This window comes from Streptomyces desertarenae, assembly GCF_042681365.1.
Taxonomy (GTDB): domain Bacteria; phylum Actinomycetota; class Actinomycetes; order Streptomycetales; family Streptomycetaceae; genus Streptomyces; species Streptomyces desertarenae.
Map to the genome: position 1 here is coordinate 1 of NZ_JBHUFU010000033.1, position 13,070 is coordinate 13,070.

Below are 13,070 nucleotides of genomic sequence, written 5' to 3' on the forward strand. Positions count from 1 at the left end.
CGGCGCCCCGCGCCGCCACCGCTTCCGCGGGGACGGGGGTCAGCTGCGCCGGTGACCTATCAGGCGGGGCTTCTGCTCCAGCCCGTCCAGCCCGTGCCAGGCCAGGTTCACCAGATGGGCGGCGACCTCGGACTTGTTCGGCTTGCGGGCGTCGAGCCACCACTGCCCGGTCAGGGCCACCATGCCGACCAGCGCCTGGGCGTACAGCGGGGCCAGCTTCGGGTCGAAGCCGCGCGCCTCGAACTCCAGGCCCAGGATGTCCTCCACCTGGGTGGCGATGTCGCTGATCAGCGAGGCGAAGGTGCCCGTGGACTGGGCGACGGGGGAGTCCCGCACCAGGATGCGGAAGCCGTCGGTGTAGTACTCGATGTAGTCCAGCAGGGCGAAGGCGGCCTGCTCCAGCAGCTCACGCGGGTGGCCGCCGGTCAGGGCGCCCGTCACCATGTCCAGCAGCCGGCGCATCTCCCGGTCGACCACGACCGCGTACAGCCCCTCCTTGCCGCCGAAGTGCTCGTACACCACCGGCTTGGAGACCCCGGCCTTGGCCGCGATCTCCTCCACCGAGGTGCCCTCGAAGCCGCGTTCGGCGAAGAGCGTGCGACCGATGTCCAGCAGTTGCTCGCGTCGCTCCTTCCCCGTCATGCGGCGGCGCCCCCGCCGGGTCGAGCCCGCTTTCCTGCCCTTGGTACTGCTGTCGTCGGTCGCCACTCCTCCATCATGCCGCCTGAGCGGGCTCCTCCTGGCGACGGGAGTTGATCCGCCTGTCCGACGGCCAGCGCACGTCGTACGCCCAGCCGGCCTTCTCGAACCAGCGGATCAGCCGGGCGCTGGAGTCGATCTGCCCCTTCAGCACCCCGTGCCGGGCGCAGGTGGGGTCGGCGTGGTGCAGGTTGTGCCAGGACTCGCCGCAGGAGAGCACCGCCAGCCACCACACGTTGCCCGAGCGGTCGCGCGACTTGAAGGGCCGCTTGCCCACGGCGTGGCAGATGGAGTTGATCGACCAGGTGACGTGGTGCAGCAGCGCCACCCGGACCAGGGACCCCCAGAAGAAGGCCGTCAGCGCGCCCTGCCAGGACATCGTCACCAGCCCGCCGACCACCGGCGGGATGAGCAGCGAGACGGCCGTCCACAGCACGAACTGGCGGGAGATGCGCCGGATGACCGGGTCCTTGATCAGATCCGGGGCGTACTTGTGCTGCGGCGTCCGCTCCTCGTCGAACATCCAGCCGATGTGCGCCCACCACAGGCCCTTGAGCAGGGCGGGGACGGTCTCGCCGTAGCGCCAGGGGGAGTGGGGGTCTCCCTCGGCGTCGGAGAACTTGTGGTGCTTGCGGTGGTCGGCGACCCACCGCACGAGCGGGCCCTCCACCGCCATCGACCCGGCGATCGCCAGGGCGACCCGCAGCGGCTTCTTCGCCTTGAACGAACCGTGCGTGAAGTAGCGGTGGAAGCCGATGGTGATGCCGTGGCAGCCCAGGAAGTACATGCCGACCAGGAGCCCGAGGTCCAGCCAGCTCACCCCCCAGCCCCAGGCGAGCGGGACCGCGGCCACCAGGGCGATGAAGGGGACGGTGATGAACAGCAGCAGGGTGATCTGCTCGACGGAACGGCGCTGCTCCCCGCTGAGCGTGCCCGAGGGGAGCGGGGTCTGGCCGGAGGGCGCGGGGGAGTCGCCCTGGCCGTTGGACGATGTGCGTAGTACGTCCGGACTGATGGTCATAGATGTCTCTCGCGTGACGCTTGGGGACGGGGGACGGCGATACCTGCCACGGTACCTACGGTGCCGTAACCTACGGCCTCGTAAGTATGGCAGTCGCGCAGAAGGGGACAAGGGGGGCCGCATGATGGACGGGATGATCCACGCGCCCCGCCACCGGCATATCCTGGTGGCCGTCGGACAACGCGGTCCGTGACCTGCCAGAAGCATCGCCGCAAGGAGCCGCACCTGTGAGCAGTGCCGACACCTCCTCGACCTCCGGTGGTACCAGCCCCGTACCGGGTGGGGAGGTCCCCACGCCGGGCGTTCCGGGTACCCCGGAGAACGCCCGGGAATCCAGCGATCCCACAACCACTTCCGAAACCAGCAGTGCCCTGCGGGCCGACATCCGCCGGCTGGGCGACCTCCTGGGCGAGACCCTGGTCCGCCAAGAGGGCGCCGAACTGCTGGAACTCGTCGAGCGCGTCCGCGCCCTGACCAGGACGGACGGCGACGCCGCCGCCGCGCTGCTCAGCCGCACCGACCTCGCCACGGCGACCAAGCTGGTCCGCGCCTTCTCCATCTACTTCCACCTGGCCAACGTCACCGAGCAGGTGCACCGCGGCCGCGAACTGCGTGCCCGCCGGGCCGCCGAGGGCGGCAACCTCGCCCGGACGGCGGACATGCTCAAGGAGGCCGACCCCGAGCACCTGCGGGCGACGGCCGCGAACCTGGGCGTCCGCCCGGTGTTCACCGCACACCCGACGGAGGCCGCCCGCCGCTCGGTGCTCACCAAGCTCCGCAAGGTCGCGGAGCTGCTGGAGAACACCGACCCCAACGAACGCCGCCGCACCGACCTGCGGCTCGCCGAGAACATCGACCTGATCTGGCAGACCGACGAACTGCGCGTGGTCCGCCCCGAGCCGGCCGACGAGGCGCGCAACGCCATCTACTACCTCGACGAGCTGCACCGCGGCGCGGTCGGCGACGTCCTGGAGGACCTCGCCGCCGAGCTGGAGCGCGCCGGCGCCCCGCTGCCGCCCGCCACCCGCCCGCTGACCTTCGGCACCTGGATCGGCGGCGACCGCGACGGCAACCCCAACGTCACCCCCGACGTGACCTGGGAGGTGCTGCTGCTCCAGCACGAGCACGGCATCACCGACGCGCTGGAGCACATCGACGAGCTGCGCGCCGCCCTGTCCAACTCCATCCGGGTCAGCGGCGCCACCGAGGAGCTGCAGGACTCCCTCCGGCGCGACCTGGAACTCCTGCCGGAGATCAGCCCGCGCTACAAGCGGCTCAACGCCGAGGAGCCCTACCGGCTCAAGATCACCTGCATCCGGCAGAAGCTGATCAACACCCGCGAGCGGCTGGCCGAGGGCGCCCCGCACGTGCCCGGCCGCGACTACCTGGGCACCGGAGAGCTGCTGGAGGACCTGGCCGTCGTCCAGACCTCGCTGCGCGAGCACCGCGGCTCGCTGGTCGCCGACGGCCACCTCGAGCGCGTCCTGCGCACCCTGGCCGCCTTCGGGCTCCAGCTGGCCACCATGGACGTGCGCGAGCACGCCGACGCCCACCACCACGCCCTCGGGCAGCTCTTCGACCGGCTCGGCGAGGAGTCCTGGCGGTACGCCGACATGCCGCGCGACTACCGGCGGCGGCTGCTGGCCAAGGAGCTGCGCTCGCGCCGCCCGCTGGCTCCCACCCCCGCGCCGCTGGACGCCGCCGGGGCCAAGACCCTCGGCGTCTTCGAGACGGTCCGCAGGGCGCTGGACACCTTCGGCCCCGAGGTCATCGAGTCCTACATCATCTCCATGTGCCAGGGCGCCGACGACGTGTTCGCCGTCGCCGTCCTCGCCCGCGAGGCCGGACTGATCGACCTGCACGCCGGCTGGGCCCGCATCGGCATCGTGCCGCTGCTGGAGACCACCGACGAGCTGCGCATCGCCGACGAGCTGCTCGACCAGATGCTGTCCGACCCCTCCTACCGGCGGCTGGTCGCCCTGCGGGGCGACATCCAGGAGGTCATGCTCGGCTACTCCGACTCCTCCAAGTTCGGCGGCATCACCACCTCCCAGTGGGAGATCCACCGGGCCCAGCGGCGGCTGCGCGACGTGGCCCACCGGCACGGGGTGCGGCTGCGGCTCTTCCACGGCCGGGGCGGCACCGTCGGCCGCGGCGGCGGCCCCACCCACGACGCGATCCTCGCCCAGCCCTGGGGCACCCTGGAGGGCGAGATCAAGGTCACCGAGCAGGGCGAGGTCATCTCCGACAAGTACCTCATCCCGTCGCTGGCGAGGGAGAACCTGGAGCAGACCGTCGCCGCCACCCTCCAGGCGTCCGCCCTGCACACCGCGCCGCGCCAGTCCGACGAGGCGCTGGCGCGCTGGGACGCCGCGATGGACGTGGTCTCCGACGCCGCCCACGCCGCCTACCGGAGGCTGGTGGACGACCCGGACCTGCCCGCGTACTTCTTCGCCTCCACGCCCGTGGACCAGCTCGCCGAACTCCACCTGGGCTCCCGCCCCTCGCGCCGTCCCGACTCCGGCGCGGGCCTGGACGGCCTGCGGGCGATCCCGTGGGTGTTCGGCTGGACGCAGTCGCGGCAGATCGTGCCCGGCTGGTTCGGCGTCGGTTCCGGGCTCCGGGCCGCCCGCGAGGCCGGCCTGGACGGCGTGCTGGACGAGGCGTACGGGCGCTGGCACTTCTTCCGCAACTTCCTGTCCAACGTCGAGATGACGCTGGCCAAGACGGACCTGCGGATCGCCCGCCACTACGTGGAGACGCTGGTGCCCGCCGAGCTGCGGCACATCTTCGCCACCATCGAGGCCGAGCACGAGCTGACGGTGCGCGAGGTGCTGCGCATCACCGGTGAGAAGGAGCTGCTGGACGCCAACCCGGTGCTCAAGCAGACCTTCGCCATCCGCGACGCCTACCTGGACCCGATCTCCTACCTCCAGGTGACGCTGCTGGCCCGGCAGCGGGAGGCGGTGCAGCGCGGCGAGGAGCCCGACCCGCAGCTGAACCGCGCTCTGCTGCTGACCGTCAACGGTGTCGCGGCGGGTCTGCGCAACACCGGCTGACGCGCTCGGCGGCACCCGGCGCGCCCACACGCCCAGGGGCCCCTCTCCCGGTCGGGAGAGGGGCCCCTGGTGTTCGTCCCCGGTGGGGCCGCGCGGTGCCGTCCGGTCAGCCCTGGGCCGCCTTGCGGCGCCGCATCGTCAGGTACGCGCCCGCGCCCAGCAGGGCCGCGGCCGCCGCGGCCAGCGCGGCGACCGGAGCCGAGGAACCGGTCTCGGCCAGGTTGCCGTCGCCGTCGGGCTGCTCGCCCGGGGCCTCGCCGGTGGTGCCCTCGGTGGTGTCGCCGGTCGAGCCGCCGGTGGTGCCCTCGGTGGTCGAGCCGCCGGTGGTGGTGCCGCCCTCGGTGGTCGAGCCGCCGGTGGTCTCGCCCGAGGTGGTGCCCTCGGTGGTGTCGCCGGTGGTGCCCTCGGTGGTCGAGCCGCCGGTGGTGGTGCCGCCCTCGGTGGTCGAGCCGCCGGTGGTCTCACCCGAGGTGGTGCCCTCGGTGGTGTCACCGGTCGAGCCGCCGGTGGTCTCGCCCGAGGTGCCGCCCTCGGTGGTCGAGCCGCCGGTGGTGGTGTCGCCGGTCGAGCCGCCGGTGGCGCCACCGTCGGTCTCCGAGGCGGGGCAGGTGTGGGACAGGTTGAACTTGTCCCCGGGGAGCGAGCCCTTCACCTCGGCGTCGATGGCGACGAGCTTCGCCCCGGGCTCGGACGCCACGTAGGCGTGCTTGTCGGACGGAGGACCGAAGTCGGTGATCGTCTGGGTGCCGCCGGGCTCGAACGTGACCGTCAGCTTGACGAAGACGGCCTTGTTGCCCGGCAGGACGAAGTGCCAGCCGTCCTTGTCGGCCGGGACGGTGGGGCAGTTGCTCTCCTGCGGGGCCGCGCCGTCGTTCTCGGTGGCCGTGCGGGGCAGCGGCTGGCGCAGCTCGGGCGAGTGGGTGTCGGTCGCGAACGCGGGGGCGGCCGGGGCCAGCAGCAGGGCGGCCGCCGCGGCCACCGCCGCAGCACGCGTCGGGGTAAGGGTGCGCATGGGACTACCACCTTCGGTGGCGGGGGACATCAGGGACGTGTGAGGGGTGGGTGGCGGTAGCCTCCACCGCCCCACCGGTCCGGTCAAGCGAGATCCGTCCCGTCCGTCCGCTTACGCCGCACTCGCCCCGGAAAGCGGGACGATAACGATCGGGTTAAAACCGGGTCCGGCGGGATTGAACCGCCGTATGCGCGGAACTCGCAGCTCGGTCCGGTCCCTGACGGGCCGTCGCGGTCCGCGGCGGCCGCGGCGACCATGCCCGTCGGGGCGGCCCCCCGCAGGCAGCGGCAGACCGTGCGCGCTCCTACCGGCCCGGCACGCCGGGCCGGTAGGAGCGCGCACGACCGCGGCGCCGGGGAGGCGGGGGGCAGGGCGGCGGTCCTGGAGCGCCGGGAGCGGAGGACCGACCTCCCGGAAGGCCTCCCGGACGGGATCCCCGCGCGCCGTCAGGAGTTGTAGGTGCCCTGCGCCCGCTCCAGGCCGTCGGTCAGCAGGCACTCCACGGCGTCGGCGGCCCGGTCCACGAAGTAGTCCAGTTCCCTGCGCTCGGCGGAGGAGAAGTCCTTCAGGACGAAGTCGGCCACCGGCATCCGCCCCGGCGGACGGCCGATGCCGAACCGCACCCGGTGGTAGTCCGGGCCCAGCGCCTTGGTGAGGGACTTCAGGCCGTTGTGGCCGTTGTCGCCGCCACCCTTCTTCAGGCGCAGCGTCCCGTAGTCGATGTCCAGCTCGTCGTGGACGACCACCAGGCGGTCGACCGGCACCTTGTAGAAGTCGCGCAGTGCGGTGACGGGGCCGCCCGAGAGGTTCATGTACGACATCGGCTTGGCCAGCACCACGCGGCGGCTGCCCGCTCCCGGTGCCCCCAGCCGGCCCTCCAGCACCTGGGCGCGCGCCCGGTGCGTCCTGAACCTCCCCCCGATCCGCTCCGCGAGCAGGTCGGCGACCATGAAGCCCACGTTGTGCCGGTTCGCCGCGTACTCCGGACCGGGGTTGCCCAGGCCCACCACCAGCCAGGGGGCGTCGGCGTCGCTCATCGTCGTCCTCTCCTAGGGGGGCGGCCGCGGCGTGCGGCGGCCGGATCGGGCCGGTGGGGGGCGGGACCGGGTGCGGGCCCGCACGGCGGCGGGCCCGGAAGACCGCCGCCCCGCGCCGGAGGGCGGGGCGGCGGCCGGAGACCGGAGGCGGACCGGTGGTGGGGTGGCGAGGTGCCCGCCCGGGTCACTCCCCGGCGGACTCGCCCTCCTCGCCCGCGGTGGGCTCGGCGGCCTGCGCGGCCAGCACGTTGAGGACGACGGTGTCCTCGTCGATGGCCAGCGAGGAGCCCTTGGGCAGCGGGATGTCCTTGGCCAGGACGGAGTCGCCCGCGGCCAGGCCGTCGATGGAGACGGTCACCGACTCCGGGATGTGGGTGGCCTCGGCCTCGACGGACAGCGTGTTCAGCACGTGCTCCAGCAGGAACTGGCCCGGGGCCAGCTCGCCCTCGGTGTGGACCGGGATCTCGACGGTGACCTGCTCGCCCCGCTTGACGACCAGCAGGTCCACGTGGATCAGGAAGCCGCGGATGGCCTCGCGCTGCACGGCCTTGGGGATCACCAGCTCCTGGCGGCCCTCGATGTCGAGCGTGATCAGCACGTTCGAGTTCTTCAGGGCCATCATCAGGTCGTAGCCGGGAAGGGCCACGTGGACCGGGTCGCCGCCGTGGCCGTAGACGACCGCGGGCACCTTGTCCTCGCGGCGCAGACGGCGGGAAGCACCCTTGCCGAACTCCTTGCGGATCTCGGCGGAGATCTTGACGTCAGCCATGACGCACTCCTCGTCTTTCATGTCGGTTCTGTGGCGGTTGCCAGAGCTACTCGGCCACGACTGACCTGCTGCGAAGAGCGCGTCGATTACGGACACCGTGCCGGCACCGGCACGGCTCCCTCGCCGAGCAACTCCACGAGTCTACCGCCTCCGGCGCGCCGGTCCGGAACGCGTCCGGGGCGCCGCACCGGAACCGTCCGGCGCGGCGCCCCGCACGAGCGCTGCTATGCCTGCTCGTCGAAGAGGCTGGTCACCGAGCCGTCCTCGAACACCTCGCGCACCGCGCGGGCGATCGTCGGCGCCATCGACAGCACCGTGATCTTGTCGACGTCCACCTCGCTCGGCGTCGGCAGGGTGTTGGTGAAGATGAACTCGCTCACCTTCGAGTTCTTCAGCCGGTCCGCGGCCGGGCCGGACAGCACGCCGTGCGTGGCCGCCACGATCACGTCCTCGGCGCCGTTGGCGAACAGGGCGTCCGCCGCCGCGCAGATCGTGCCGCCGGTGTCGACCATGTCGTCCACCAGCACGCACACCCGGCCCCGCACGTCACCGACGACCTCGTGGACGGTGACCTGGTTGGCCACGTCCGGGTCGCGGCGCTTGTGCACGATCGCCAGCGGCGCGCCCAGCCGGTCGCACCAGCGGTCGGCGACCCGCACCCGGCCCGCGTCCGGCGAGACCACCGTCAGCTTGCTGCGGTCCACCTTGCGGCCCACGTAGTCGGTCAGCACCGGGAGGGCGAACAGGTGGTCGACCGGGCCGTCGAAGAAGCCCTGGATCTGGTCGGTGTGCAGGTCCACCGTCAGGATCCGGTCCGCACCCGCCGTGCGCAGCAGGTCGGCGACCAGCCGCGCGGAGATCGGCTCGCGGCCGCGGTGCTTCTTGTCCTGCCGCGCGTACCCGTAGAACGGCACGATCACGGTGATGCTCCGGGCCGAGGCCCGCTTGAGCGCGTCCACCATGATCAGCTGCTCCATGATCCACTTGTTGATCGGAGCGGTGTGGCTCTGCATCAGGAAGCAGTCGGCGCCGCGGGCCGACTCCTGGAAGCGCACGTAGATCTCACCGTTGGCGAAATCGAACGCCTTCGTCGGGACCACGCTGACACCGAGATGCCCCGCGACCTCCTCCGCCAGCCTGGGGTGGGCGCGGCCGGAGAAGAACATCATTTTCTTCTGGCCGGTCGTCTTGATCCCGGTCACAACACAATCTCCTTGCCAGCATCGTTTCGTCGGGGCGCACCAGGGGTGTGCGCTTCACACCGTACGCCCTGCCCGGCTCCGTTCCACCAGGTCATCCCTCGGCAGCCGGGGCGCCACCGTCCCGTTCGGAGGCGGCCTGGGCCGCCCGGGCAGCGGCGCTCCCGGGGCGCTTTCTGGCCACCCAGCCAGGGATGTTGCGCTGCTGGCCGCGCGCGACGGCCAGCGAACCGGGGGGCACGTCCTTGGTGATCACCGACCCGGCGGCGGTGTAGGCGCCGTCCCCGACCGTGACAGGAGCCACAAACATGTTGTCCGAACCGGTCCGGCAGTGCGAGCCGATCGTCGTGTGGTGCTTGTTCACGCCGTCGTAGTTCACGAACACGCTGGCGGCGCCGATGTTGCTGTACTCGCCGATCGTGGCGTCGCCCACGTACGACAGGTGCGGCACCTTCGTGCCCTCGCCCACCTCGGCGTTCTTCATCTCCACGTACGTGCCGGCCTTCGACTTCGCACCCAGCCGCGTCCCGGGCCGCAGGTACGCGTACGGGCCCACCGACGCGCCCGGGCCGATCTCGGCGGAGTCGGTGACCGCGTTGGAGACCACCGCGCCGGCGCCCACCCGGGTGTCGGACAGCCGGCAGTTCGGCCCGACCTCGCAGCCCTCGCCCAGGTGCGTGCCGCCCAGCAGCTGGGTGCCCGGGTGCACCACCGCGTCCCGCTCGTACGTCACCGTCACGTCCAGCCACGTCGTGGCCGGATCCACCACCGTCACCCCGGCCAGCATCGCCCGCTCCAGCAGCCGCTCGTTCAGCAGCCTGCGCGCCTCGGCGAGCTGGATCCGGTTGTTGATGCCGACGATCTCCCGGTGGTCGGCCGCCGCGCAGGCGCCCACCCGGTGCCCGTCCGCGCGCAGGATGCCCAGCACGTCGGTCAGGTACTCCTCGCCCTGGCTGTTGTCGGTGTCCAGCCTGCCCAGGGCGTCGGCCAGCAGCCGGCCGTCGAACGCGAAGACGCCCGAGTTGATCTCGCGGATCGCGCGCTGCTCCCCGGTGGCGTCCTTGTGCTCCACGATCGCCGTCACCGACCCGTCGCCGGCCCGCACGATCCGGCCGTACCCGGTGGCGTCCGGCACCTCGGCCGACAGCACCGTCACCGCGTTGCCCTCGGTTTCGTGGAGGGCGGCCAGCCGGCCCAGCGTCCCCCCGGTCAGCAGCGGGGTGTCGCCGCAGGTCACCACCACCGTCCCGGACGGCTCCACGCCGTCGTCGGCCAGCGCCCGGAGCGCGGTGCGCACCGCGTGCCCGGTGCCCCGCTGCTCGGCCTGCACCGCCGTGCGCGCCTTGGGGTCCACCGCGGACAGGTGTTCGGTGACCTGCTCGCGGCCGTGGCCCACGACCACGACCAGCTCCTGCGGGTCCAGCTCGCGGGAGGCCGCGACCACGTGGCCGACGAGCGACCGGCCGCACAGGTCGTGCAGGACCTTGGGCCGGGCGGACTTCATGCGGGTGCCCTCACCCGCTGCGAGAACGACGACGGCTGCCGGGCGGTTGGCGCTCACGGGTGTGCCCTTCGGCTTCGGGACGGAACGGTGGAACGGACGGCGGAGACGGCACCGGGCGGACCCGGCGCCCATCCCGCGTACACCTCAAGCATCACCGGCGGACACCGCCGGTTCACGGGACGACCGCGACGGGACCGCGGGGGAGGGTGCGGTGTCCTGGGCAGGATACCGGGGGGAGCCGGTCATTCCGCCGGTGCCCCCTGGCCCGGGACCTGGCCCGTCGCCTGCCCGGGGAGCACCCCGCCCTCCGGCGCCGCCGGACGCCCCGGCTCCGCGGAGCCGGCACCCGCGCCGGAGTCGTCGCCCTCGTCCGCGCCGCGTCCGGTGAGCGTCGCCAGACTGGCCCGCACGTGCGCCATGTGCCGCCGCACCGCCTCCGCGCGCTGCTCGTGGGCGCGCACGATCCGCTCCGTGTCCCGCTCGATCCGCTGCTGCCGCAGCTGCGCGTGCGCCAGCAGCTCCGCCGCCTGCGCGTCGGCCTCCTCCTGCAGCCGCCGCGCCTCGGTCTCGGCCTCGGCCTGGCTCCGCCGGGCCCGCTCCAGCAGGGCCTCGCCCCGCCCGGTCAGGTCCGCCACCCGGGCCGCCACCGCCGCCTCGCGCGCCTCCAGCGCGCGGTCCAGCGCCTCGGTGTCCTCGGCGTGCTTCCGCTCCTGGGACAGCAGCAGCGCGTCGCACCGCTCGGCCGTCTCCCGCAGCTCCCGCTCGGCCTCCTCGCGCAGCCGTCCGGCCTCCTCGCGCGCGGCGCCCCGCACCTCCGCGGCCTCCTCGCGCGCCCCGGCCAGCACCGCCTCCGCCTCGGCGTCGGCGTCGGCACGCAGCCGCACCGCCTCGCCGTGCGCGGCCTCCCGCCGGGCCCTGGCCTCCGCCTCGGCGCGCTCCCGCGCCTCGCCGGCCTCCGCCTCGGCGCGGGCCCGCAGCTCACCGGCTTCGGCCTCCACCTCCGCCAGCAGCCGGCCGGCCCGCTCGCCCAGCGCCTCGAAGGACGGCGGGGGCAGCGCGGCCACCGCCGACCGCAGCCGGTCCGCCTCCCCCTCCAGCTCGCCGACCAGCACCCCCAGGCGGATCAGGCGCTCCTGTGCCTCCTCCAGTTCCCGGTGCAACCCGTCGGTGACGCGGTCCACCTGCTCGGGCCGGTAACCGCGGCCCCGGACGACGGCGAAGCCGTGCGGCGAATGTGACACAGACATGGTGAACGCTTACCTCCACGCGATCCGGCGGACATCCCACCCAGCATGCGCCATGAGGCGCGACAGGCCGTAAACGACACAAACCGTACGAACGATGGCGGAGGCGCGTGGCACCTGACGCGCGCCCCCCCCGAGAGACACTCCCCCCGCCACCACTCCCTCATCCGCGCGGAGCGCCCGGAGCCGTGCCGGGGCCCGCGCCCGCGGCGCGCGCGGACCGCGATGTGCGCAGACCGCGGTGTGCGCAGACCGCGGTGCCCGGCCCCGCCGAGCGGGGACCGGGCACCGCGGACGACGGGACGGCCGGCTACAGCAGGCCGTCCCACATCTGCTCGAGCAGCACCGACCACCAGTTCTCCGGGCCGGCCAGCGCGGCCGGGTCCAGACAGGCCAGCATCCCCTGGAAGTCCACCGTCCAGCGGCCCGCCTGCTCCGGCGTCAGCCCGAACCGCAGCCGCCACATCCGCCCCAGCAGGGCCATGCACCGCACGAACTCCGGCAGGCCGCTGTTCACGAACTGCGGTACCGCCGGCCGCCCGCCCGGATCGCCCTCCAGGGGCACCGCCACGATGTGCGCCGTGCCGTACTGCACGCACAGCTGACGCCCGTAGTCGTTCCCCATCACCAGGTACGACGCCGCGTCCGGTCCCGGGCGGACCCCCCGCTCCTGCGCCAGCTCCGCCAGCGTCGGCACCGGCCGTCCCGGCTGCGCCTGCGCCCAGAAGAACGGGCCGAACTCCAGCGGCAGGCCCGCCCACACCAGCGTCTGCCCGACCACGTCCGGCACGCCCTGGCGGGAGACCGCCCGCTGGTCGAAGCGGAACACCCCCTGCGGACCGAACGCCTCCGCCAACTCCTGCGCCAGTCCCTGCGGCGGCACCGGCGGGGCCGGCCGGATCTGGTGCGGCGGCGGCAGCGGGGCCCGCACCGGGGCCGGGCGCGCCGGACCGTCCGCCACCTGGTGCAGCTCGCCCTGGTGCTCGATCAGGTGGCGCACCCCCTGCTGGCGCGAGGCCACGTCGCGCCCGTACGGGGCGGTGTGGCTGATCCGCACCTGCGGCCAGCTCTCCCGCACCATCCGCGCGCAGTAGCCGCCCGGCGCGTCGCAGCACTCCAGCTCCGTGTGCAGCTCCAGCACCTGGTGCGGCGGGACGTTCATCGCCCGCAGCTCGTGCAGGATCTGCCACTCCGGGTGCGGCAGGCCCGGCGCCGAGCGCCGGATCAGCTGCTGCTCCGAGCCGTCCTGGGCCCGGTAGCGCAGCACGGCCATGTACCCCGGGCCCACCATCGGCAGCCCGCCCGGCGGGCCGGGGTAGCCGTACCCCGGCCCGCCGGGCGCGGCGCCGGGGGCGCCGGGAACCGGAGGCGGGGGCGGGGGCGGGGTGTCCGGTCCGGCCAGCACCGTCGCGGCGTGGTGCACTCCGCCGCCGGGAGTGCCGGGAGTGCCGGGAGTGCCGGGCGCGGCGGGCGCGGCGGGGGCAGCGGGGGTGCCGGCGGCGCCGTGCGCGGCGGGGGCGCCCGGT

The 13,070-nt window shown here is 73.6% G+C and carries 10 protein-coding genes; 1 reads left to right on the forward strand and 9 read right to left on the reverse strand.

Features of this window, described 5'->3' with window-relative positions; genetic code table 11:
• Window positions 1–39: 39 nt before the first annotated feature.
• Both ACFSJS_RS27610 and ACFSJS_RS27615 read right to left on the reverse strand, forming a co-directional pair.
• Window positions 40–708 carry a TetR family transcriptional regulator gene (locus tag ACFSJS_RS27610; protein ID WP_380905184.1) on the reverse strand — a complete coding sequence of 223 codons (669 nt, stop codon included), beginning with the start codon at window positions 706–708 and terminating at the stop codon, window positions 40–42.
• 7 nt (window positions 709–715) lie between these two features.
• Window positions 716–1,720, reverse strand: a complete 1,005-nt coding sequence (locus tag ACFSJS_RS27615; protein WP_380905186.1) for an acyl-CoA desaturase — start codon at window positions 1,718–1,720, stop codon at window positions 716–718.
• Between the two features lie 227 nt (window positions 1,721–1,947).
• On the opposite strand from ACFSJS_RS27615, the gene ppc reads away from it, so the two are divergent.
• Entirely contained in the window at window positions 1,948–4,779 is a 2,832-nt protein-coding gene (ppc, locus tag ACFSJS_RS27620; RefSeq protein WP_380905188.1) for a phosphoenolpyruvate carboxylase, read from the forward strand.
• Window positions 4,780–4,885: 106 nt separating this feature from the next.
• On the opposite strand, the gene ACFSJS_RS27625 is transcribed toward ppc, so the two are convergent.
• From ACFSJS_RS27625 to ACFSJS_RS27655, 7 genes are all read right to left on the reverse strand, one after another.
• Window positions 4,886–5,791, reverse strand: coding sequence for an LPXTG cell wall anchor domain-containing protein (locus ACFSJS_RS27625; protein ID WP_380905190.1), 906 nt, complete (start codon window positions 5,789–5,791; stop codon window positions 4,886–4,888).
• A gap of 446 nt (window positions 5,792–6,237) precedes the next feature.
• Window positions 6,238–6,828 carry an aminoacyl-tRNA hydrolase gene (gene pth / locus ACFSJS_RS27630; RefSeq protein WP_380905192.1) on the reverse strand — a complete coding sequence of 197 codons (591 nt, stop codon included), beginning with the start codon at window positions 6,826–6,828 and terminating at the stop codon, window positions 6,238–6,240.
• A 184-nt stretch (window positions 6,829–7,012) separates the two neighbouring features.
• Window positions 7,013–7,597, reverse strand: a complete 585-nt coding sequence (locus ACFSJS_RS27635; protein WP_380905194.1) for a 50S ribosomal protein L25/general stress protein Ctc — start codon at window positions 7,595–7,597, stop codon at window positions 7,013–7,015.
• A gap of 224 nt (window positions 7,598–7,821) precedes the next feature.
• Window positions 7,822–8,799: a ribose-phosphate diphosphokinase gene (locus tag ACFSJS_RS27640; RefSeq protein WP_380905196.1), complete on the reverse strand. Its 978-nt coding sequence runs from the start codon at window positions 8,797–8,799 to the stop codon at window positions 7,822–7,824.
• A 91-nt stretch (window positions 8,800–8,890) separates the two neighbouring features.
• Window positions 8,891–10,357, reverse strand: a complete 1,467-nt coding sequence (glmU, locus tag ACFSJS_RS27645) for a bifunctional UDP-N-acetylglucosamine diphosphorylase/glucosamine-1-phosphate N-acetyltransferase GlmU (protein ID WP_380905198.1) — start codon at window positions 10,355–10,357, stop codon at window positions 8,891–8,893.
• Window positions 10,358–10,542: 185 nt separating this feature from the next.
• Window positions 10,543–11,547, reverse strand: coding sequence for a coiled-coil domain-containing protein (locus ACFSJS_RS27650; protein WP_380905200.1), 1,005 nt, complete (start codon window positions 11,545–11,547; stop codon window positions 10,543–10,545).
• A gap of 307 nt (window positions 11,548–11,854) precedes the next feature.
• The coding region (locus ACFSJS_RS27655) for an SUKH-4 family immunity protein (protein ID WP_380905202.1) at window positions 11,855–13,070 on the reverse strand (1,216 nt) is incomplete at its 5' end.